This is a genomic window from Pseudarthrobacter sp. O4, from assembly GCF_050157025.1.
Taxonomy (GTDB): Bacteria; Actinomycetota; Actinomycetes; order Actinomycetales; family Micrococcaceae; genus Arthrobacter.
The window spans coordinates 737,293-759,391 of the sequence record NZ_CP189591.1; the positions used below are offsets into that span (position 1 = coordinate 737,293).

Genomic DNA, 22,099 nt, shown 5'->3' on the forward strand with positions numbered 1-22,099 from the left:
AGTGTGCTGGGAAGAACCGTCTTCCCGGAAGCAACCTGATTATCTTAAACCACATTTCCCGCTGACGCGAATCGGCGCGCCGGACTGCCAGAAAAGCCCGGACCGGCCGGAACTATCCGGATCCGGGCACAAAAATATCCGCCGGAATCTTTACGATTCCGGCGGATCATCTTGTGGAGCTGAGGGGACTCGAACCCCTGACCCCCTGCATGCCATGCAGGTGCGCTACCAGCTGCGCCACAGCCCCGAATTTTCGCTGCTCCGACTCCGTCAGCTTACGCTGCCGGCTCCGGCTTTTCGTCCGGATCTCTCCGAAGCAACTCAAATATCTTAGAACAGCCTCTCGGAAAATTCCAAATCGGGCATATTCACGCTTTGGTCTGAAGGCTGCGCCAAACTGTTACTCCGTTTCGGAGGCGGCAGTGGCTTTGGCTGACGCGTCGTCGCCCAGCTGCAGGTCCACGACGGGGCAGTCCTTCCAGAGTCGCTCCAGGGCGTAGAACACGCGGTCTTCCTCGTGCTGGACGTGGATGACGATGTCGCCGTAGTCCAGCAGGACCCAGCGGCCACCGGAGCGGCCTTCGCGGCGGGTCGGCTTGAGGTCGAACTTGGTGAGTTCTTCTTCGATGCCGTCAACGATGGCGTTGACCTGGCGTTCGGACGGTGCCGAGGCGATCAGGAAGACGTCGGCCAGGGCCAGCCGCTCGCTGACGTCAAGGGCGACAATGTCGTCGGCGAGTTTCTCCGAGGCAGCTCGGGCTGCGTGGCGGGCTGTGGCGATGGATGATTCTGTTGCAGTCACGGGACTCCTTGTTGGGGTGAAAAAGCTCTTGAGAAAATGCTTGGGGGTGAGGCTGAGCGGCCGCAGCTTGCGGGACTAGCTTGCGGGACTAGCTTGCGAGGCCGGAGATGATCAGCGTGATTCCGACGATCAGCGCGAGAACGCCCAGGGCCAGCACGCCCAGCTGCAGCATGCGGAGGCGCCGGGCCCGGCCAAGGCCGGCCGTGGCCGCGTCGAGGGGATCGAGGCCGTAGGCAGTGTTTGCGGCCACCGGGGCCCTGCCGGCGAACTCCTCCTCCGACGCCGGCGGGACCGGACTGGCTGCGGCCGGATTCGCCCGCGGAGCTGCTCCGGACGCGGCCCTCGCGGCAGCCTCTGCACGGGCCAGCACACCGGCGCGGCCGGTCGCCGGGACTGAGCGCTGCCGGGACGAACCGGGACGGCGGCTGCCGGACTTCCGGCGATCTTCAACCCGGGGGCCCGGATTCGTGACGACCGGAACGTAGGACGTGGCAGGGCGTTTCATGATGGGCCGCTCCACGCCGGGGACCTGCTCAAATTCCAAGGGTGTGACCATGGCCAGGTTGCTGGCGGTCGAGGGATCGTTCCGCGGCGGTGCCGGCTGGTTGTTCTGTTCGGCCAGCTTCTGCTTGGCGGCGGCCCGGCGGTTGAGCACCGCGGCCCGCTCGGCCAGGGCGATCTGCTCAGCCAGCACATCAGGATCGACCGCCCCCGGGTCAGTGGCCTCGATGTGCTCCATCTTGGCCAGCTGGTTCTGAGCCTGCTGGGCCAGGAGTTCGCGAGCGGCCAAGGCCTGCTCGACGGTCATCCCCTGAGGCAGCTGGTCCGCGGCACCGGGCCCGCCGGTGCCGTCCTTCTTGCCGGTGTCCTTCTTACCGGTGTCCTTCTTACCGGTGTCCTTCGCGCCCTTGGCGGGGGCCGGTGGGGCTGCCTGGTCTGTGGCTGCCTGCTCCTTGGCTCCGGCAGCCTCGGCGGCGGCGGGCTTGGACGCAGGCTGGCCGACTACCGGGGTGGCCCGGGTCCGCGGTGACGCGGGGACAATCAGGTTGGCCGCGGTGGCGGGCGCGGTTTCGGCTGCCAGCTGCAGAAGCCTCAGCTGGCGCCGGGTGGGCGGACCGCCGCCGGCGAGGTGACCCTCTTTTTCGGCGAGCTCCTTGATCGTGCGGAGCGCGGCGCGGTCCCGCGCGCGGGCCTGCGAGGACCGTTCGGAGCCGCCGGGGTTCCGCACCGAATCCACGGGCCCGTCAGCTACCCTCCGGCTCCGTCCCGCGACGTCGGCCGGCGTCGGTTCGCCGGGGTCAACTGGGGTAGCCGGTCTGGGCGTTGCAGCCTTCGCGGCCGGCTTTTTTGTGGCAGGGTCAACCTCGCCGGGAGCCGCGGTACCCGGCTCCTGGCCCGCTTCCGGGCGTTCATCTCTAGCCTGTCGCAATTCGCGACGGCTGCGGACGGGAGGCTGTTCCTGACTCATTGCAAACTCATTCAGTGCTGGCTGGTTGGCTTATTTCGATAGCCCGGCTGTACCGGGCGGCTTCGTTCTCCGCTTCGATGCCGGCAGCACTTCCCTCCGGGTCCGCCGCTGCGTCGGCCACGGGGTCCGTGTCGCCGTAGTACAGTCCATATTTGGCGATGTACTGGACCACGCCGTCGGGCACGAGGTACCAGACCGGATTTCCGGCCGCCACCCTCGTGCGGCAGTCCGTGGAGGAGATGGCCATGGCCGGGACTTCGAGCAGGCTGACGTCCTTCCGGCCCATGCCGTCCAGCACGTGCCCGGGCCGGGTGACCCCGACGAAGTGCGCGAGCGACCACAGCTCGTCGATGTCTTTCCAGGAAAGAATCTGGGCCAGGGCGTCCGCGCCGGTGATGAAGAAGAGATCGGCGTCGGGGCGGAGCGTACGCAGGTCTCGCAGCGTATCGATCGTGTAGGTGGGTCCGGGCCGGTCCACGTCCACCCTGCTGACGGTGAAGCGGGGGTTCGAAGCCGTGGCGATGACGGTCATGAGGTACCTGTGCTCGGCCTCGCTGACCTTTCTCGCCGTCTTCTGCCACGGCTGGCCGGTCGGCACAAACACCACTTCGTCCAGGTTGAACTTGGCCGCGACCTCACTGGCCGCGACAAGGTGGCCGTGATGGATCGGATCGAACGTGCCGCCCATCACACCCAGACGCAGGCGGCGTTTGGCGCCGCGCTGCTTCACGGTGGCGGAAATATCAGTGGCCTTGGCCGTGATCGTGCTTGTTCGGGTGCTGGCGGTGCGGATCCGAGTGCTCGTCGACGGCCTCGTGGCGCCTGCCCAGACTGGAGTAGGACAGCGTGATGAACATCAGCACGAGGAGGATAGCGAACATCGAGCCGCCGATGACGAACGGCGGTGCAATGAGCGGCGCGAGTTCCTCGTGCCCGGATTCGCCAGCGGCGGCGATGATTGTGGCGATCTGCTGCGACAGCATGTTCTCCCCTAGACATTAAAATTTGACGACGGCGCTTGTCCCCGCCGTTCCGGACTTCTGTTCCATGTTACAGCGTTGCTACGCCCTGATCTGGCCCTCGCCCTGCACGATCCACTTGGTGGTGGTCAGTTCGGTCAATCCCATCGGGCCGCGTGCGTGCAGCTTCTGGGTGGATATCCCCACCTCGGCCCCCAGGCCCAGCTCGCCGCCGTCGGTGAAGCGGGTGGAAGCATTCACGATCACGGCGGCCGAATCGACCTCCGCGATGAAACGCTCGGCGTTGGCGAGGTCGTTGGTCAGGATGGCCTCAGTGTGTCCGGTGGACCACGCGCGGATGTGCCTGACGGCGTCGTCCAGGCTGTCCACCATGGCCACGGCCAGGTCCAGGTCCATGTATTCGGTGGCCCAGTCCACGTCCGTGGCGGGCACTGAGTCGACGGACGCCGGCAGCGCCGCGCGGATCCGCTCGTCGGTGTGCAGGGTGACGCCCGCGGCGCGCAGGGCGGCGGCCACGGCGGGCAGCGCGGTGGAGCCGGAGTGCACCAGCAGGGTTTCCACGGTGTTGCAGACGCTGGGCCGCTGGGTCTTGGCGTTCAGCAGGATCTCCACGGCCATGTCCTCGTTCGCTGAGGCGTCCAGGAAGATGTGGACATTGCCCTCCCCCGTCTCGATGACCGGCACCGAGGCATTCATCACAACGGACTGGATCAGTTCGCGGCCGCCGCGGGGAATCAGGACGTCCACCCTGCCCCGGGCGCGCATCAGGACGTTCGCGCCTTCGCGGCCGTACTGGTCCACCGTCTGCACGGCGTCGGCCGGCAGGCCCACGGATTCCAGCGCGTCGCGGAGGATGGTGACCAGGGCGGCGTTGGTGGCGGCCGCGGCGGTTCCGCCGCGCAGGATGACGGCGTTGCCGCTCTTGAGGCCCAGCCCGGCGATATCCACCGTCACGTTGGGCCGCGCCTCATAGATGGCGGCGACGACGCCCATCGGCACGTTGATCTGGCGCAGCCGCAGCCCGTTGGGCAGCGTCTGGCCGCGCACCACATTCCCTACCGGATCCGGAAGGGTGGCGAGGTTCTCCAGGGCGGCGGCGAGGGCCTTAACCCGGGCGTCGGTGAGGGTAAGCCGGTCCAGCAGGGCAGCGGAGGTGCCGTTGGCCCGCCCCGCGGCAACGTCCTTGGCGTTGGCGGCCAGGACCTGGCTCGTGCGCTCCAGCAGCGCGGTGGCGATTGCCCGCAAGCCACGGTCCTTCCAGGCGCGGTTGGCGCGGGCCATCCGGCGGGCGGCGTGGCGGGAGCGGTCGGCGATTGCGTGGACGGCGGCCTCGACGTCGGCTGCCCCGCCTGCACCAGAAGTCTGCTCCGAAGTCGCCTCCAGGGCTGCCGGAACCTCGCGGGCGCCTGCCGACGGTCCGTCCGCAGGGATCAGACCTTCGGCAAACAGCTTCTCGGCGAGCACGGCAGATCGGGGGGTCAGGGCCTCAGTCATGCTTCCAGTTTAGGCGAGCGGGAGGCTTAGACCAGCACCAGATCGTCAACATGAACAACTACGCGGTCATATCCGCGGCCCAGGGTCTTGCCAAGTTCCCTGGTGGACCGGCCGAGCATCTGCGGAAGCTCGTCGGCGGCGTAGTTGACCAGCCCGCGGGCGATCACGGTGCCGTCCGGGGATACCATCTCGACGGCGTCGCCGGCTTCGAAGGAGCCCTGGACGGCGGTGATGCCAGCTGGCAGCAGGGACGTGCGGCGGTCGCGCACGGCCCTGACGGCGCCGTCGTCGAGCACGAGGGTGCCCTGCACCGACGCCAGGTGCGCCAGCCAGAGGAGGCGGATCGGCTTACGGGAGCCGTTGACCGAGAACCAGGTTCCCACATCCTGGCCCGCCAACGCGGCGGCCGCATTGGACGTGGAGGTCACGAGGGCATGGATTCCGGAGCCTGCGGCGATCATGGCCGCCTCCACCTTGGTGACCATTCCGCCGGTGCCCACCCCGGCCTTGCCGGGGCTGCCGATGGAGACGCCGTCGAGGTCGTGCGGGCCCGTGACGTGCGGGATCCGCTTGGCGCCGTGCGAGGGTGGACCGTCGTAGAGCGAGTCGACGTCTGAGAGGAGCACCAGCGCGTCGGCGCGCACGAGGTGCGCCACGAGGGCTGCGAGGCGGTCGTTGTCGCCGAACCGGATCTCGTGGGTGGCCACGGTGTCGTTTTCGTTGACCACGGGCACGACGCCGAGGTTCAGCAGCCGGTTCAGGGCCCGGAAGGCGTTGGTGTGCTGGCTGCGGCGCATGAAGTCGTCGGCCGTCAGCAGCACCTGGCTGACCGTGACGCCGTGGGCGCCGAAGGCGTGCGTGTACCGGGCCATCAGGAGACCCTGGCCCACGCTCGCCGCGGCCTGCTGGGTGGCGAGGTCGCGGGGGCGCTTGTCCAGCCCGAGCGGGGCGAGCCCGGCGGCGATCGCACCGGAGGACACCAGGATGATCTCCGCGCCTTCGTTGTGTTTGTGCGCCAGGGCATCGGCGAGGTCCGTCAGGGCCTCTTCCGAGATGCCGCCCTTGATGCTGGTCAGCGAGGAGGAACCGACCTTGACCACGATCCGGCAGGCTCCGGACAGCACTGCACGGTCCGGAGCCGGACGGTCCGGGGCTGAACGGTCCGGAGCCGGACGGTCCGGGGCTGCACGCTCCGGGGTGACGGATGAACCGGGCACGATGACGGTCTTACTCGTCATCTGCTGCGCCCAGTCCACTCTCCTTGAGCGGCTTGGCGGCCCGGCGTCCGCTGACGGATTCGGTCCAGATGCCGGCCTTGCGCTCGGCTTCGAGCTCGGCGCGGGCTGCGGCCTTGGCCTCGCGGCGTTCGACCTGCTCGTCGCGCTTCTGCCCACGGGTCGGGCGGTCACCGATATCGGCGAAACGTACGTCCGTGCCGCGCGGGGATGCCAGCAGTTCGGCACCGGCCATCATGGTCGGCTCCCAGTCGAAGACGACGCCGTCGTCCTCGCCGATGACCACGGTGTCGCCGGGCAGGGCGCCCTGCTTGAACAGTTCGTTTTCGACGCCCAGCTTGGCAAGGCGGTCGGCGAGGTAGCCGATCGCTTCCTCGTTGGTGAAGTCGGTCTGCTTGACCCAGCGCACGGGCTTGTCGCCGAGCACGCGGAACAGCGGTTCCAGGTTCTTCTCCTCGCGGCGGATCTTGAAGCCGGATTCGTTCACCGCGCGGGGCTTGAGCACAGGGGCATGTACCTTCGGCGGCGCTGCGGCGAGAGCGTCGCGGGCGGCCTGGACGATTTCCGCCATGGCGAAGCCGAGCTGGCGCAGGCCCTCGTGGCTCGTGGCCGAGATCTCGAAGACGCTGTAGCCGCGGGATTCGAGTTCCGGGCGGACGAACTCGGCCATGTCCTTGCCGTCCGGCAGGTCCACCTTGTTCAGGGCGACGAGGCGGGGGCGGTGGTTCAGCGGAACGACTTCGCCGTCGGCTCCGCTGTAGCTCATGTCCACGGCGTACTTCTCAAGCTCCGCTTCGATGATGGCGAGGTCGGACAGCGGATCGCGGTCCGATTCGAGCGTGCCGCAGTCCAGCACGTGGACGAGGGCGGCACAGCGCTCAACGTGGCGGAGGAAGTGGTGGCCGAGGCCCTTGCCCTCGCTGGCACCCTCGATCAGGCCCGGGACGTCTGCGATGGTAAAGCGGACCTCGCCGGCCTGCACGACGCCCAGGTTCGGGATCAGGGTGGTGAAGGGGTAGTCGGCGATCTTGGGCCGGGCCGCGGACATGGCGGCGATCAGGCTGGATTTGCCGGCGGAGGGGAAGCCGACGAGCGCGATGTCAGCAATGGACTTCAGTTCCAGGACGACGTCGCTGGATTCGCCTTCGATGCCGAGCAGCGCGAAGCCGGGGGCGCGGCGCTTCTGGGAGGAGAGCGAGGCATTGCCGAGGCCCCCGATGCCGCCGGCGGCAGCGATGTATTCGGCGCCTTCGCCCACGAGGTCGGCGAGGACTTCGCCGGACTTGGACTTCACCACGGTGCCCACGGGCACCGGCAGGATCAGGGTTTCGCCGTTCTTGCCGCCGCGCCAGTCGCCCATGCCGGGGCCGCCGTTGGTGGCGTGCCGGTGCGGGGCGTGGTGGTAGTCGAGCAGGGTGGTCGTCTGGGGGTCAACGCGCAGGATGACGTCGCCGCCGTTGCCGCCGTTGCCGCCGTCGGGACCGCCGAGGGGCTTGAACTTCTCGCGGTGAACGGAGACACAGCCGTGGCCGCCGGTACCGCCGGATACGTGCAGTACTACCCGGTCTACAAAGCTCGCCACGTGGATCTCCTCAGTGCTGTTTCCTGGACGTCCAAAGACACCAAGATGATTGTAATGCGGTTAAAAGAACAGTGGAGCGGACCAAATGGCCCGCCCCACCGATTTAGAACTTGTAGCTACTCTGCAGCTGCAGCAGTCACGATGTTCACAACGCGACGACCACGGCGGGTGCCGAACTGGACTGCACCGGGGGCCAGGGCGAACAGGGTGTCGTCCCCGCCGCGGCCGACGCCGGCGCCCGGGTGGAAGTGGGTGCCGCGCTGGCGGACGATGATCTCGCCTGCGGAAACTACCTGGCCGCCGAAGCGCTTGACGCCGAGGTACTGGGCGTTGGAGTCACGACCGTTGCGAGTGGAACTCGCGCCTTTTTTATGTGCCATCTGAAATGCCTGCCTTCAAAAATTCTGGGGAATCTGCTGGAACCTGAACAGTAACGAAGAGTTACTTGATACCGGTGATCTTGACCTTGGTCAATTCCTGACGGTGGCCCTGGCGCTTCTTGTAACCGGTCTTGTTCTTGAACTTCTGGATGACGATCTTCGGACCACGAAGGTCTTCGAGGATCTCAGCCGTAACCGTTACCTTGGCCAGGTCCGCAGCAGCAGACGTGACCTTGTCACCGTCTACCAGGAGCAGTGCGGGCAACTCAAAGGTGCTGCCGGCTCCACCGGGGACGCGGTTCAGGGTAACGAAGTCTCCAACGGAAACCTTCTCTTGGCGGCCGCCTGCGCGGACAATCGCGTACACCACTGGGGAACTCACTTCTCTCGACGTTTATTACTAGATTTGCGTGCGGAACCTGGTCCAAATTGTTTGGCTGGCTCACGCTGTGCCTCTACGCCGGTGGATTCCCCGGGGGAACCCATGAGCTATCCCGTGGACAATGCCATTCGATATCGAATGACGTGATCCTCAAGGTCATAACCCAAGTGTTGGCGTAAGCACCGAAGACCTAGACTACGCTAATTTTGCCTTCGGCCGCAAATGAGGCTGGTTCCGGAGGGGCCGTGCGTGATGAACGCAACTCGATCAAGACTTCATTCAATCAAGACTTCATTCAATCAGGACAGAGCGGTCCTGCAACGACTCCCGGAACCGTGCCTCACCATCGTACAGGCTGGCCGGGGAGGCCGTGCTCAGGCGTGCAGCCTCGGCGCGTCGAAGAACTCGACCTCGTAGCGGGCCGACTGCCTGAAGGCCACCGCCATGGCGTCCCGCTCGCTGGCGGAAGCGCGCCGCGCCGCCTGATCCGTCAGGGCGATGGCCTGCCGCGTCGCCGCGGCAAAGTCCTCGTCGGCGTAGGTCCGCAGCCATTCGGCGTAGGGATGACCTTCCGGGGCGCCGGCCGCCAGGAACTGCGCATGGAGTGTTGCGCCGACCTCGGCATACAGCCAGAAGCACGGCAGGGCGGCTGCGACCAGGACGCCGTAGCTGCCGGAGACCGTGGCGGCCAGCAGATGGTCCACGTAGGATTTCGTGACGGGGCCCAGCTTCACCTCCACGGCCCGTGTGCTGAGCCAGTTCCGGTGCAGCTCCGATTCGACTTCAAGGCACTGCTGCGCGGAGCGGGCCCAGAAAAGCTGTTCGGCTTCGGAAGGTGCGATGGCTGCCGCCCGGGCCAGCACCCGCGAGTAGCCATTGAGATAGAGGGCGTCCTGGGCCAGATAGTAGGCGAAATCCTTCTCGGCCAGCGTGCCGTCGGCCAGGCCCTGGATGAACGCCAGGCCATAGATCGCGTCAAGGTCCGCCGCGGCACTGTTCCCGAGGGCAGCGGCGAACTCCCCCTCGTCCGGAACGCGGTGCCCGGTATTCATCTGGTCTGTGCCGCCCTGGTCTTCGGTCAGATGCTGCACGTGGTGGAAATGGTGCACCGGACCGTTGCCCGTTCCGACGTCGAGGCGGTCCGAGGCACGCAGCGCACCCGTCAGCCAGGGCTTGACCTCGCGCAGCGCCGCCTCCCAGTCCCCCACCCGGGCCTGCACCGTGGCCAGCGCCGAGGACAAGGAGCATCCGGTGCCGTGGCTGTTGCCGGTGGGCACGCGTGCGCCGGTCACCACCACCGTCTCCTGGTCCAGGAGCCCCACGGTGTTGACGAGCGCATCGGGGCAGCCGTCGTCGTCGTTGTGGTCATCTCCACCGGCGCTGCGGCCCAGATGGCCGCCCTTCACGAGTACCGTCGTGCCGGTCAGGGCGGCGAGCCGTTTGCCCTGGTCAAGGGCCTCGGCCCAGTCGGCTGCGACGGGTTCCCGGAGGAGGATGGCCAGTTCGGCGAGATTGGGTGTGACCAGGTCCGCGAGGGGCAGCAGCGCGTGCAGGGCGGCCTCCGCCGTTTCCTGCAGGAGCCGGTCGCCGCTCGTCGCCACCATCACCGGATCCAGGACCACGACGCCGGGCCGGGCCTGTTCAAGCCAGCCGCGGACGGCAGCGATCACGGTGGCGTCCCCCAGCATGCCGATTTTGACGGCGTCGATGCCGATGTCCCCGCTCAGCGCGTCCAGCTGGGCGGTCAGGAACGACGCCGGCGGAACGTGGACGGCGCTGACGCCGCGGGTGTTCTGGGCCGTGAGGGCCGTGATCGCGGCCATGCCGTAGCCGCCGTGCGCGGCAATGCTTTTCAGGTCGGCCTGGATCCCGGCGCCGCCGGAGGGGTCCGAACCTGCAATAGCCAGCACCCGCGGGATCCGGCGCCCGGCGGGACGCGGCACGGAGGGCAGAAACGGTGAAGTCAGAACAGGTGAAGCCACGAGAGACATCCCTTCGCCGGTGCTAACCGGACAGGTTCGACGGGTTTGGATCTCAGCCGGCTCGATGCGCGGCACCCCGTGTCAGTCCTACAGCCTAGTCCGAATCGCTTAACGAAGTCACGGGGGCGGCCCGGGCCTCAGCGTATTGCTACGCCGAGTCCCGGACCGCCCCCGCGGTCACGCGGAACTGTCCCGTACTGCCGGGTTGTCAGAGCTCCGAAGCCGGGACGCCGACGCCGAGGATGATCGGCTCGTTCGCTGCCGGCCTGGCTGCTGCCTTGCCCACTGGCTTGCCCGCGGACGCGGCCGGGGCGGGCGCTTTGGCCACGTGCACCGATCCGGCCGCGGCGGAGGCCGCTGCCTCACGGTGTTCAGCCGCCTCGTGGTGTTCAATGGTCGTCTCGTTCGCTGCACCCTGGGCGCGGCTGGCGCTCCGGTTGCGGCGGACTCGGCGGCCCCGGGAGGTGCCGGCTTCGAGCTCCGTCCTTGCCGGGACCACGGCCGGGGCAGGGGCCTTGGCAGCCTGAGTCCGGTCCACGGCGGGCCTGGCTCCATCGGCTTCGCCCAGGTTGGCGAAGGCCTCGGTCAGCAGGTCGAGGGTGAGGGCAGGAGACGGTGTCTCGTCGGCGTGCTCAACGAACGGCAGGGCGACCTGCTCGCCGCCGAAGGTCAGCACGGCCGCGGGACGTCCGGCTGCCTCCTCTGTCGCGGCAAGCCGCGCGGCTGCCTCGACGGCGGCCTGGCGGGCCTCCGCCGCGTGAGCGGATACCGTCTCGCCGTCGTGGAGGTGCGCGGCATGCGCGGCGGCTGCGATGTTTGCCAGTGCGGCACGGGTCGCCTCTGCCTTGGCATGACGCTCGGCCTCGGTAGGCTCCGGATGGACGGCTGAGGCTGCCGATGGGGCGGACTCCGGCATTCCCTGGCCGCCCTTGCCGCGGCGGCGGCTCTTGCGTTCGGTCCGGGGTGCCGGCAGGTTCTCGGTCCGCGGGACATGGTGCTCGGCGGCCACGACGTTGGCGCGGCGGTGCTCCACCGGCTCGTCGTGCGTGACGATGCCGCGGCCGTCGCAGGCTTCACACTGCTCGCCGAAGACTTCCAGAAGCCCGGTGCCCATCCGCTTGCGGGTCATCTGCACCAGACCCAGGGAGGTCACCTCGGCCACCTGGTGCTTGGTACGGTCGCGGCCCAGGCACTCCACCATGCGGCGCAGCACGAGGTCTCGGTTCGATTCCAGCACCATGTCGATGAAGTCGATCACGATAATGCCGCCGATATCGCGCAGCCGGAGCTGCCGGACGACTTCCTCTGCCGCTTCCAGGTTGTTCTTGGTGACGGTTTCCTCGAGGTTCCCGCCGCTGCCGGTGAACTTGCCGGTGTTGACGTCCACCACGGTCATGGCCTCGGTCCGGTCGATGACGAGGGAGCCGCCGGAAGGCAGGAACACTTTGCGGTCCAGCGCCTTGTGGATCTGCTCGTCGATGCGCCAGGCCGAGAAGATGTCCGCGTCTTTGGTCCACTTCTCGAGCCGGCCCACCAGGTCGGGTGCCACGTAGGTGACGTAGGCCTCGATGGTGTCCCAGGCTTCCTCGCCGGAGACGATCAGCTTCGAGAAGTCCTCGTTGAAGACGTCACGGACCACCTTGATGGTCAGGTCCGGTTCGCCGTAGAGCACCTCGGGGGCGAGGACCTTGGTCGACGTCGACTGGCTCTCGATTCCTTCCCACTGCGCGCGCAGCCGGTTGATATCGTGCGTCAGCTCCTCCTCCGAGGCGCCTTCCGCCGCGGTGCGGACAATGACGCCGGCATTCTCCGGCAGGCGGTCCTTGAGGATCCGCTTAAGGCGGTTGCGTTCGACGTCGGGCAGCTTGCGCGAGATGCCCGTCATGGAACCGCCGGGCACGTACACAAGGTAGCGGCCGGGCAGCGAGATCTGGCTGGTGAGGCGGGCGCCCTTGTGGCCGACCGGGTCCTTCGTGACCTGGACCAGGACGGAGTCGCCGGACTTCAGTGCATTCTCGATCCGGCGCTGCTTGCCTTCAAGGTTGACGGATTCCCAGTTCACTTCACCGGCGTAGAGCACGGCGTTGCGGCCGCGTCCGATATCCACGAAGGCAGCTTCCATGGAGGGCAGCACGTTCTGGACCTTGCCCAGGTAGACGTTGCCGATCAGGGAATCCTGCTGGGTCTTGGACACGAAGTGCTCGGCCAGGACCCCGTCTTCGAGGACGCCGATCTGGATTCTGTCGTCGCGCTGGCGGACGATCATCTGGCGGTCCACGGATTCACGGCGGGCCAGGAACTCGGCCTCGGTGATGACGGTGCGGCGCCGGCCGGTGTCGCGGGACTCACGGCGGCGCTGCTTCTTGGCCTCAAGGCGGGTGGAACCCTTGAGGGACGTGACGCGGTTGTTGACCGGCGCCTCGGTCTGGGCACGCGGTGCACGGACGCGGGTCACTGTGTTGGGCGGATCGTCGCCTTCCCCGCCGGTCAGCTCCAGGTCCTGGTCACCGCGACGGCGGCGGCGGCGGCGCCGCGAGGTCACACCGTCCTCCAGCGTCCCCTCGGAGCCTTCGTCTGTTTCCTGGGCTTCCTCGGCTGCCTCGCCGGAGACCTCGGTTTCGGTCTCGGCACCCGGCTCGCTGTCGGCTCCCCGGCTGCTCCGTCCGCGGCGTCCGCGGCTGCGGCGGCGACGGCGGCCGCTGGCGTCTTCGCCCTCGCCCTCTTCGCCTTCTTCATCTTCGGACTCTGCGGGCGCGGCGGCAGCCGGAACCGGGCGCACGACGGCGCTCAAATCCGGAGCCTGGAAGATCATCGAGGTGACCGCTCCCGGCTCAAGGAAGAGCGAGGAGGCTGCGGACGATGCTTCGGCAGGGGTTTCCGCGGCGGGGGCTGCTTCGGCAGGGGTTTCCGCGGCGGCCGGCGTGCCGGCGGGCTCTGCCGGGGACGCGGCAACTGCTTCGGGGGCCGTGGCGGGGGCCTCGGCTACTGGCCCTGCTTCGGCCACCGGGGCGGCGGCCTTGGCTCGGCTGGCACGACGCCGGACGGGCTTTTCTGCAGGCGCTTCGGCGGCGGGCGTTTCCGCCGCGGCCGTCTCAACTACTGCGGGGACGTCCGCCACCGCAGCGCCGACTGCGCCAGATGTTTCGGTCTCTTCGGCGAAGGCCGGCAGTGGCTCGGGCACCTCGGCGACCTTGCGGGCGCGGCTCCGGCGGGCGGGTGCCTTGGCCTTGGTTTCGGGGGCCGGCGCTTCCGGAGCCTGCTCGGCGGCCGCGGCATCAGTTGCCACGACAGCGGTCTCCATGGCCTCTGCCTTGGTAGGGGCCTTGCGTCGGGTCCGGACGGGCCTCTTGGGCGGTGCTGCTGCGGTCTCTACTGCTTCCGCTGCTTCCGCAGTTTCCGCTTTTTCTTCCGCAACGATCGGTTCTTCGTTACCGGTTACAACCTGGTCATTATCCATATGTGGTGACACTCCTGCCCCTGCGTACCGCCACATCCGGCACCCGTTGGGGCAATTATTTGTCAACACCCGCAGGCATTGACAGAAGTCAATTGGATACCCTCAGGTTCGCACCGGCAGTGGGGTGCGGCAGCCCTGGAGGGCCGGCGAGATTGTTCTGGAACCCGTTGATCTACACGCCACAACCAGGTGCCGTCCAATGGCATTGCGGGACAGCCTGGATCAGAGGATCCGCAGCTCCCTGCTCATCATTGGCGGTCTTGGGAACAAAGTCGCCGGACCGGGACCCGGATGTGGATCGGGTTCCAGCCACGATCATTGTCTCACAGGAGCCGTCAAAGCAGGCGTAGGTCCGGGTTCCAATCGCAGGGCGTGCGCCCGGTCCGGGCCGCTGAAGGCAATTCCCCGGCTTCCCCCAGCCGCCGGCGATACAATCAGGGCCAGAAGCACCCGACGCAAAGGACCGACATTCCATGCCCAGCATCTCCAGTGCCACCGGCAGTTCAACCCAGCAGCAGCGATCCGGCCCGGCGGTAGCGGAACGGCCGTTGCCGCCCATGACCCGTGACCGTCCGTTCGCCTGGCTCCTGCTGATCACCGGCGTCGTCGGCTGGCTTGCCTCCGGGACCCTGGTGCTGGAGAAACTGGAGGTCCTCAAGGATCCCAGCCACGTGACCGTCTGCGACGTGAACCCGTGGATCTCCTGCGGCCAGGTGATGCAGACCTGGCAGAGTTCGCTCTTCGGCTTCCCCAACATGTTCGTCGGCATCGTGGCGTTCGCCGTCATCATCACCACCGCCATGGGCATTCTGGCGGGCGCCCGGTTCGCCCGCTGGTACTGGCTCGGGCTGCAGGCCGGTGTGACACTGGGTTTCATCTTCGTGGTGTGGCTCTGGTCCCAGGCGCTGTATTCCATCCACATCCTGTGCCCGTTCTGCATGATCGTCTGGGCCGCCATGATTCCGCTGTTCGTCTGGGTCACCGTCCGCAACGTGTCCCAGGGCGTGATCCGGCTGCCCGCCCGCCCCACCCGCATCCTGGGCGACTCGGGCTGGATCCTCACGGCACTGCTCTACGTCGCCGTGATCGCGACGATCTTCTTCGCCTTCATCCAGGTCTTCATCGGAACCTCCGGCTACTGAGCCCGGACCTACAGGCAGCGCAAACTACGAGGAGCCCGAACGTACACTTGAGGCCCCAAATCGGCATGATTTGGGGCCTCAAGTGTACGTTCGCGCTAGTAAGGGACGCTGGTCAGAACCAGATCTTGATCTCGCGCTCGGCGGACTCCACCGAGTCCGAGCCGTGGACCAGGTTCTGCTGCACCTTCAGGCCCCAGTCGCGGCCAAAGTCGCCGCGGATGGTGCCGGGGGCCGCCGTCGTCGGGTCCGTGGTGCCGGCGAGCAAGCGGAAGCCCTCGATCACCCGGTGGCCCTCGAAGATCGCGGCGACCACGGGGCCGCTGAGCATGAATTCGACCAGCGGCTCGTAGAACGGCTTGCCCACGTGCTCCTCATAGTGCTGCTCCAGCAGCTCTCGGCTCGCATCGACCTTCTTGAGCTCGGCCAGGGTGTAGCCCTTGGCTTCGATCCGGCCGAGGATGCTGCCGCTCAGGTTGCGGGCGACGCCGTCGGGCTTGATCAGGACGAGGGTGCGCTCAATGCTCACAGTTGCTCCAATGATGTGGGGTGGGGTTTGGAATAAGTCTACGGGTTCTGGTCGCCGGTATCCGGCGCCGGTTCCGGGCCGGGGCCCCTCGGATGCGCCGCCTCCCAGGCGGCCTGTTCGCGTTCCCGCTTGGCTGCCTCACGGTCGATCCGGATGCCGGTGCGGATGCCGTACCACCAGGAAATCGCGAAGAGCAAGCCCACCACGTACATCGTGGGCTCCACGATTCCGCCCAGGATCAGCACCAGCTGCAGGATCCAGCCCAAGCCCACTCCCCACGGCTTGGAGAGGACCGCGCAGGTGAACACAAACACGAGGAACAGTGCGATCCCCACCGAGAAGATCAGAACCGGAGGGAACTCGTTCCGGCGGAGGCCGAAGACCGCCAGCACGCCGAAGAGCACCACAAAGGCTTCCAGCAGCAGGACCGTGGAAGCGAACATGACCTTGGTGGAGCGGCGTTTTTTGGGCATGCCCGGGCGCCATTCGCGCTGGGCTTTGGTGAGTCTGGCCATCGCTTAGGCATCCGCCTTGCCGAGCAGGATGCGGGCTTCCGCCACGAGCGTGATGGAGCCGGTGACGAGGACGCCGCCGGCGAGGTCGTCGTTGGCCTCGGCGCGTTCCACGGCCCACTCCAGGGCGTCGTCGAGCTTGTCGGCCACGTGCAGATTGTCCTCACCGAAGCCCAGGTCCAGCGCGATTTCCGCAAGGTCCTCGGCCGGGACGGCCCGGGGCGAATTGGACTGGGTGAAGCAGTATTCGGCCGCGAGATCGCCCAGGGATTCCTTGAGCTGCCGAAGGATCTCCTCGGCGTCCTTTTCACGCAGGACGCCCACCACCACCACGAGCTTCGTGAAGCTGAAGGCCTCGTGGATGGCCTCGGCCGAGACCCGGACCCCCTCGGGGTTGTGGGCCGCATCCACGATGATTGTCGGCGCGGTGCGGACCACTTCGAGCCGCCCCGGGGAGGTGACAGAGGCGAACGCCTCCTGCAGGATCCCGGCGTCGAGCGGCTTCTCCCCGCCGAAGAACGCCTCCAGGGCGGCAATCGCGACGGCGGCATTCTCGGCCTGGTGCGCACCGTGCAGGGGAACCAGCAGCTCCTCGTAGCGGCCGGCGATGCCCTGGATACTCACCACCTGGCCGCCGACGGCGACGGTGCGGGATTCGACGCCGAACTCGACGCCTTCAAAGCGGAACGGGACGTTGACTTCCTTGGCCTTCTCCAGCAGCACCTGCGCCGCGTCACGGGGTTGCTCGGCGCTGATCAGGAAACCGCCGGGCTTGATGATTCCCGCCTTCTCGTGGGCGATGTCCTCGGTGGTGTCGCCCAGCAGATCCGTGTGGTCCAGCGAGATCGGGGTGACCACGAAAACCTGCCCGTCGCCGACGTTGGTCGCGTCCGTGATGCCGCCCAGGCCCACCTCGATGACGGCGACGTTGACGGGCTGGTCCGCGAAGACTGCGAAGCCGAGGATGGTCAGGCACTCGAAGTAGGTCAGCCGGGGCTGGCCCTCCGCCTCGAGTTCGCCGTCCACGATGGCCAGGTACGGGCGGATCTCGTCCCAGATCCGGACGAAGGTCTCGTCCGACACGGGCTCGCCGTCTATGCTGATGCGCTCGGTGACTTTGGACAGGTGCGGGCTTGTGTACCGCCCGGTGCTCAGCCCGTGGGCGCGCAGCCCGGCCTCGATCATGCGGGCCGTGGAGGTCTTGCCGTTGGTGCCGGTGACGTGGATGATCGGGAAGGCCTTGTTCGGCTCCCCGAGGATGTCCATCGCCCGGTACAGGGGAGCCAGCCGGGGCTCCATCTTGTTTTCCGGGGCGCGGCCCAGCAGCTCGGCGTAGACGCTTTCTACGGAGAATTCGTCGGTCATGGCTTAGGCCTCTACTTCTGCGGTTACTTTTGCAACGCTGATTTGGGGTTCCTTGACGTCGGCCGCAACGGTGTCCAGCTGGACCGTGAGGGTTTCGGTCTTGACGAGCCCGGCGTTGGCCAGCAGCGCGTCAATGATGTCCTGCTTCGCGGTGACGGTGGTGCGGATCCGGTCGCTGACGTTGAGTCCGGCGTCCTTGCGGGCCTGCTGGATGGCGCGGACCATGTCGCGGGCCGCGCCTTCGGCTTCGAGTTCCGGGGTGACCTCGGTGTTGAGGACCACGAAACCGCCGCCGGGCAGGACGGCCGCGGCGCGGGATCCCTCACCTTCCGCGGCTTCCGCCACGACGGTTTCCAGGGTGTATTCCTGCGGCTCCAGGGCGAGCCCGCCCGCGGTGACCACACCGGCGTCGTCGACACTCCAGTCGCCGGACTTGGCTCCCTTGATGGCCTGCTGGACGTTTTTGCCCAAGCGCGGGCCGGCGGCGCGGGCGTTGACCACGAGCTTCTGTTCGATGCCGAACTCCTCCGGGGAGGCGCTTTCGGCGTCGAGCAGGCGTACTGAGCGCAAGTTCAGTTCATCGGCGACGACGGCGGCGAAGCCTTCCAGCACATCCGCGCCGGGTGCCACGACGGTGAGTTCCTGCAGCGGCAGGCGCACCCGGAGGTTGGCGGCCTTGCGCAGCGAGGATCCGGTGGAGCAGATCTGCTGGATGCGTTCCATTGCCTCGACGAGTTCGGCATTGGCCGGGAACAGTTCCGCGTCCGGCCAGTCGGCCAGGTGCACGGAGCGCCCGCCGGTGAGGCCGCGCCAGATCTCCTCGGAGACCAGCGGCAGCAGCGAGGCGGCCACACGGGAGACGGTCTCCAGCGCGGTGTAGAGCGCGTCAAAGGCATCGACGTTCTCGTCGAAGAAGCGCTGGCGGCTGCGCCGGACGTACCAGTTGGTCAGCATGTCCAGGTAGCTGCGGAGCTCGTCGCACGCGCCGGAGATGTCGTAGCCGTCCAGCTGCGCGGTCATGTTCCGGACCAGGGCGCCGGTGTTGGCCATCAGGTACTGGTCCAGGGTGTCGGCGTAGCCGTCGTAACGGAGCTTCGCGTCATAGCCCCGCGCTGTCCCTCCGACTGCGTTGGCTGCGTTCGTGTACAGCGTGAAGAAGCTGTACACGTTCCACAGCGGCAGGATGACCTGCCGGACGCCGTCGCGGATGCCCTGCTCGGTGACCACAAGGTTGCCGCCGCGCAGGATCGGGCTGGACATCAGGAACCAGCGCATCGCGTCGGAGCCGTCGCGGTCCAGGACCTCGGAGACGTCCGGGTAGTTGCGCAGGCTCTTGGACATCTTCTGCCCGTCCGAGCCCAGCACGATGCCGTGGCTGATGACGTTGCGGAAGGCCGGACGGTCGAACAGGGCGGTGGAGAGGATGTGCAGCATGTAGAACCAGCCGCGGGTCTGCCCGATGTACTCGACGATGAAGTCCGCCGGGTTGTGCGTCTCGAACCATTCCTCGTTCTCGAACGGGTAGTGGACCTGGCCATAGGGCATGGAGCCGGAGTCGAACCAGACGTCCAGCACGTCCTCGACGCGGCGCATGACCGACTGCCCTTCCGCCGGGGTGCGCGGGTCGTCCGGGTTCGGGCGGGTGAGTTCGTCGATGAAGGGCCGGTGCAGGTCCACCTTGCCGGCCTTGTTCAGCGGCAGGCGGCCGAAGTCGGCCTCGATCTCGGCGAGTGAGCCGTAGACGTCGGTGCGCGGGTATTCCGGGTCGCTGGACTGCCAGACCGGGATGGGGCTGCCCCAGTAACGGTTCCGGCTGATGGACCAGTCGCGGGCGTTGGCCAGCCACTTGCCGAACTGGCCGTCTTTGACGTTGCCCGGGATCCAGTTGATCTCCTGGTTCAGCTCGGACATCCGGTCCTTGAACTTGGTGACCTCCACGTACCAGGAGGACACGGCGCGGTAGATCAGCGGGTTGCGGCAGCGCCAGCAGTGCGGATAGCTGTGCTCGTAGCTCGCCTGCCGGACCATGCGGCCCTGGGCGCGGAGCACCTGGGTGATGGGCTTGTTGGCCTCGAAGACCTGCAGGCCGGCGATCCCGGCGAGGTCGCCGTGGCCGAACAGCGGGAGGAACTTCGCGCCCTCGTCCACGGAGAGGACCACGGGGATGCCGGCTTCTTCACAGACCTGCTGGTCGTCTTCACCGTAGGCGGGTGCCTGGTGGACGATGCCGGTGCCCTCGGTGGTGGTGACGTAGTCGGCCACCAGGAAGCGCCAGGCGTTTTCGGTGCCGTACTTCTCGGCGTCGTTGAAGTAGTCCCACAGCGGTTTGTACGTCAGGCCGGCAAGTTCGGTGCCGGTGTGGCTGGAGGTGACCGCGGCCTCGGCGGCGGCGGCACCCTCGGCGCCGTCGCCGTAGCCCAGGTCCTTGGCGTAAGTGCCCAGCAGCTCGGCGGCGAGCAGGAAGCTGCCGGTGACGGGTGCGTCCGTGGAGGCGGCCTTGATGCCGTGGGGCCCGGCCGGCAGGACGACGTAGTGGATGGCGGGCCCGACGGCGAGCGCCAGGTTGGTGGGCAGGGTCCAGGGTGTGGTGGTCCAGGCAAGGGCCTGCACGCCGGCGAGCTGCCTGGACAGCTCCGACTCCCCCGCCGTGATGGGGAAGGTCACCGTGACGGTCTGGTCCTGGCGGTTCTTGTAGACGTCGTCGTCCATGCGCAGTTCATGGTTGGACAGCGGCGTCTCGTCTTTCCAGCAGTACGGCAGGACGCGGTAGCCGTTGTACGTCAGGCCCTTTTCGTGCAGCTGCTTGAAGGCCCAGAGCACGGACTCCATGTACTCGACGTTGAGCGTCTTGTAGTCGTTCTCGAAGTCCACCCAGCGGGCCTGGCGGGTGACGTAGCTCTTCCACTCGTCGGCGTACTTCATCACGGAGGCGCGGCAGGCGTCGTTGAACTTGTCGATGCCCATGGCCTCGATCTGGGTCTTGTCCGTCATGCCCAGCTGCTTCATGGCTTCCAGCTCGGCGGGCAGTCCGTGGGTGTCCCAGCCGAAGCGGCGCTCCACCCGGCGGCCGCGCTGGGTCTGGTAACGGCCCACGAGGTCCTTGGCGTAGCCGGTCAGCAGGTGGCCGTAGTGCGGCAGGCCGTTGGCGAAGGGAGGGCCGTCGTAGAAGACGAACTCGTTGGACCCGTCTTTGCCCGCATCGCGCTGGTCGATGCTGGCCTGGAAAGTGCCGTCCTCATCCCAGTACTTGAGGATCCGCTCTTCGATTTCCGGGAACTTCACGGAGGCCGACACACCGGAGGTGTTGGACGCAGCGGTGAGGGCGCCTGCGCCGGAGAGCGCGGCGGAGGCCTTCGGGTAATAAGTCATCTCGACATCCTGGCTTGAGCTGGTGAACAACGGATCATTCAGGATGCGAGGACGGCCCGTGCACTGTTTCCAGCACCGGCACCGCGGTACCACCTCACTTACCGCCACCGGTCCTGCTCCTTCTTGGCAAAGAAGCTGCTCCGGCGTCGGCCGCTCATTACTGCTGTGACGGGCTTACCCGTCCGGTTCTACCGGCCCTGGCGCGTGCTGACGTTGCGCCGGGGCGTTCTTCCGGAAGCTCACCGGTGATGGCCGGGTCAAAGCTGATATGTCGATGTTACCGGAGAAGTCAGTGCGTTTCACTGCCAAGCCCACTCCGCCGGGCAGTGGAACGCAGCGACGGCGTCTTATCGCCCGCGCTGGAGTTCGAAGCTTTGCGGAAGTCTCATGCCGGCACCGGCCATGACCTCGCGGAGCCGGTCCGGGTAGTCGGTGATGATCCCGTCGACGCCGGCGTCGATCAGCGCCCGCATGGTCGGCTGGTCATCGACCGTCCACGGGATGACCTGCAGTCCGGCAGCGTGGGCACGCTGCACCATGTCCGCGGTGACGTAGGGGACGTAGCCGGGGTCCGTCACCTTGCCGTTCTGCGGAGTACCGTGCACGGGAGAGACGGCGTCGAAACCGAGGGAGGCCGCTGCCGCGATGAGGTCGCCGCCAAAGTCGTCGGCGTCAATGCCGCCCAGCCACGGAGAGCTGACCGGCAGGCCGGCCTGGAGGAAGTCCTTGTTGGTCAGGGCCACGGTGCGGATGTGCGGATCGCGCTGCTGGACGAGGCGCAAGGAGCCCCAGTCGAAGCTCTGGATGGAGACGCGGCTCTGCATGTGGGCGGCCTTGATTTCCCGGAGTGCGACGTCGACGAACTGCTCGCGCGGGGCGGTTTCCTCCGGCGCGCCGGCCTCGACCTTCGTTTCGATGTTGAACTTCACCTGGCTGGCCCGGTGGGAGTCGGCGAGCGCAAAGACTTCGGCAAGGGTCGGCATCTTGGCTCCGGGAGATGCCGTCTGGCCCGGGAACTGCGGCTGGGTGAGCGAACCGCAGTCCAGGCTGCGGACCTGCTCGAAGGTCAGGTCCTTGATGTATTTGCCCACATAGGGAAACTCCGGGTCGCTGGGCGTGACCGGCGCCGTATCGAGGCACTTCTTGTCGCTGACCTTGCGGTCGTGCGTAATGACTTCGCGGCCGTCCTTCGTGATCTGGAGGTCAAGCTCCAGGGTCGACACCCCGGTCTCGAGGCCCTTGGCGAAGGAAGCCAGTGTGGATTCGACGGTCAGGCCGATTCCGCCGCGGTGGGCTTCAAGATCGAAATGGTTGTCCGTGCCGTTGGCGTTCGTGTCGGCGGCCTGGGCCTGGGCAGAGGTGGCGAGGAGCAGGGCTGCGCTGAGTACGGCAGCGCCAAGCTTAGTCGGGGTTCGCATGGGAA

Annotated in this window: 17 protein-coding genes, 1 tRNA gene and 1 riboswitch; of the genes, 1 reads left to right on the forward strand and 17 read right to left on the reverse strand. The window is 67.2% G+C overall.

Translation table 11 applies throughout. The annotated features are described in order from the left end of the window. Nucleotides 1–174: 174 nt before the first annotated feature. The 12 genes from ACQCSU_RS03360 to ACQCSU_RS03415 form a co-directional block, all read right to left on the reverse strand. A tRNA-Ala gene (locus ACQCSU_RS03360) sits at nt 175–247 on the reverse strand. 153 nt (nt 248–400) lie between these two features. Beyond that, nucleotides 401–802 carry a ribosome silencing factor gene (rsfS, locus tag ACQCSU_RS03365; protein ID WP_426978274.1) on the reverse strand — a complete coding sequence of 134 codons (402 nt, stop codon included), beginning with the start codon at nt 800–802 and terminating at the stop codon, nt 401–403. Nucleotides 803–890: 88 nt separating this feature from the next. Then, nucleotides 891–2,270, reverse strand: a complete 1,380-nt coding sequence (locus ACQCSU_RS03370; RefSeq protein WP_426978275.1) for a hypothetical protein — start codon at nt 2,268–2,270, stop codon at nt 891–893. 7 nt (nt 2,271–2,277) lie between these two features. Next, on the reverse strand, nt 2,278–2,958 hold the full coding sequence (nadD, locus tag ACQCSU_RS03375; RefSeq protein WP_426979701.1) for a nicotinate-nucleotide adenylyltransferase: 681 nt from the start codon (nt 2,956–2,958) through the stop codon (nt 2,278–2,280). Between the two features lie 55 nt (nt 2,959–3,013). Beyond that, nucleotides 3,014–3,253, reverse strand: coding sequence for a hypothetical protein (locus ACQCSU_RS03380; RefSeq protein ID WP_426978277.1), 240 nt, complete (start codon nt 3,251–3,253; stop codon nt 3,014–3,016). A 78-nt stretch (nt 3,254–3,331) separates the two neighbouring features. After that, the gene (locus ACQCSU_RS03385) at nt 3,332–4,744 is read right to left on the reverse strand and encodes a glutamate-5-semialdehyde dehydrogenase (RefSeq protein WP_426978278.1); all 1,413 of its coding nucleotides are present in this window, start codon (nt 4,742–4,744) and stop codon (nt 3,332–3,334) included. A gap of 26 nt (nt 4,745–4,770) precedes the next feature. After that, complete coding sequence (proB, locus tag ACQCSU_RS03390; RefSeq protein WP_426978279.1) at nt 4,771–5,982, reverse strand: glutamate 5-kinase; 1,212 nt, start codon at nt 5,980–5,982, stop codon at nt 4,771–4,773. Beyond that, nucleotides 5,972–7,561, reverse strand: coding sequence for a GTPase ObgE (gene obgE, locus ACQCSU_RS03395; RefSeq protein WP_426978280.1), 1,590 nt, complete (start codon nt 7,559–7,561; stop codon nt 5,972–5,974). The genes proB and obgE overlap by 11 nt, the downstream gene beginning before the upstream one ends. A gap of 116 nt (nt 7,562–7,677) precedes the next feature. Beyond that, nucleotides 7,678–7,941, reverse strand: a complete 264-nt coding sequence (gene rpmA, locus ACQCSU_RS03400; RefSeq protein WP_354243581.1) for a 50S ribosomal protein L27 — start codon at nt 7,939–7,941, stop codon at nt 7,678–7,680. Nucleotides 7,942–8,002: 61 nt separating this feature from the next. Next, nucleotides 8,003–8,311 carry a 50S ribosomal protein L21 gene (rplU, locus tag ACQCSU_RS03405; protein WP_018773353.1) on the reverse strand — a complete coding sequence of 103 codons (309 nt, stop codon included), beginning with the start codon at nt 8,309–8,311 and terminating at the stop codon, nt 8,003–8,005. A gap of 386 nt (nt 8,312–8,697) precedes the next feature. After that, nucleotides 8,698–10,314 carry a bifunctional hydroxymethylpyrimidine kinase/phosphomethylpyrimidine kinase gene (locus tag ACQCSU_RS03410; protein WP_426978281.1) on the reverse strand — a complete coding sequence of 539 codons (1,617 nt, stop codon included), beginning with the start codon at nt 10,312–10,314 and terminating at the stop codon, nt 8,698–8,700. Then, nucleotides 10,297–10,394: riboswitch (TPP riboswitch) on the reverse strand. (Overlaps the previous gene by 18 nt.) A gap of 119 nt (nt 10,395–10,513) precedes the next feature. Then, complete coding sequence (locus ACQCSU_RS03415; protein WP_426978282.1) at nt 10,514–13,762, reverse strand: Rne/Rng family ribonuclease; 3,249 nt, start codon at nt 13,760–13,762, stop codon at nt 10,514–10,516. Between the two features lie 473 nt (nt 13,763–14,235). Here ACQCSU_RS03415 and ACQCSU_RS03420 point away from each other — a divergent pair, with 473 nt between their 5' ends. Continuing rightward, nucleotides 14,236–14,904 carry a vitamin K epoxide reductase family protein gene (locus tag ACQCSU_RS03420; protein ID WP_426978283.1) on the forward strand — a complete coding sequence of 223 codons (669 nt, stop codon included), beginning with the start codon at nt 14,236–14,238 and terminating at the stop codon, nt 14,902–14,904. Between the two features lie 112 nt (nt 14,905–15,016). On the opposite strand, the gene ndk is transcribed toward ACQCSU_RS03420, so the two are convergent. From ndk to ACQCSU_RS03445, 5 genes are all read right to left on the reverse strand, one after another. Then, on the reverse strand, nt 15,017–15,430 hold the full coding sequence (gene ndk / locus ACQCSU_RS03425) for a nucleoside-diphosphate kinase (protein ID WP_426978284.1): 414 nt from the start codon (nt 15,428–15,430) through the stop codon (nt 15,017–15,019). Between the two features lie 38 nt (nt 15,431–15,468). Next, nucleotides 15,469–15,945 (reverse strand): DUF4233 domain-containing protein, encoded by a 477-nt coding sequence (locus ACQCSU_RS03430; RefSeq protein WP_426978285.1) that lies wholly within the window; start codon nt 15,943–15,945, stop codon nt 15,469–15,471. Between the two features lie 3 nt (nt 15,946–15,948). Further along, entirely contained in the window at nt 15,949–17,307 is a 1,359-nt protein-coding gene (locus ACQCSU_RS03435; protein ID WP_426978286.1) for a bifunctional folylpolyglutamate synthase/dihydrofolate synthase, read from the reverse strand. A 3-nt stretch (nt 17,308–17,310) separates the two neighbouring features. Further along, the gene (gene ileS, locus ACQCSU_RS03440; RefSeq protein ID WP_426978288.1) at nt 17,311–20,676 is read right to left on the reverse strand and encodes an isoleucine--tRNA ligase; all 3,366 of its coding nucleotides are present in this window, start codon (nt 20,674–20,676) and stop codon (nt 17,311–17,313) included. A 347-nt stretch (nt 20,677–21,023) separates the two neighbouring features. Then, entirely contained in the window at nt 21,024–22,094 is a 1,071-nt protein-coding gene (locus ACQCSU_RS03445; protein WP_426978290.1) for a glycerophosphodiester phosphodiesterase, read from the reverse strand. Between the last annotated feature and the right edge of the window lie 5 nt (nt 22,095–22,099).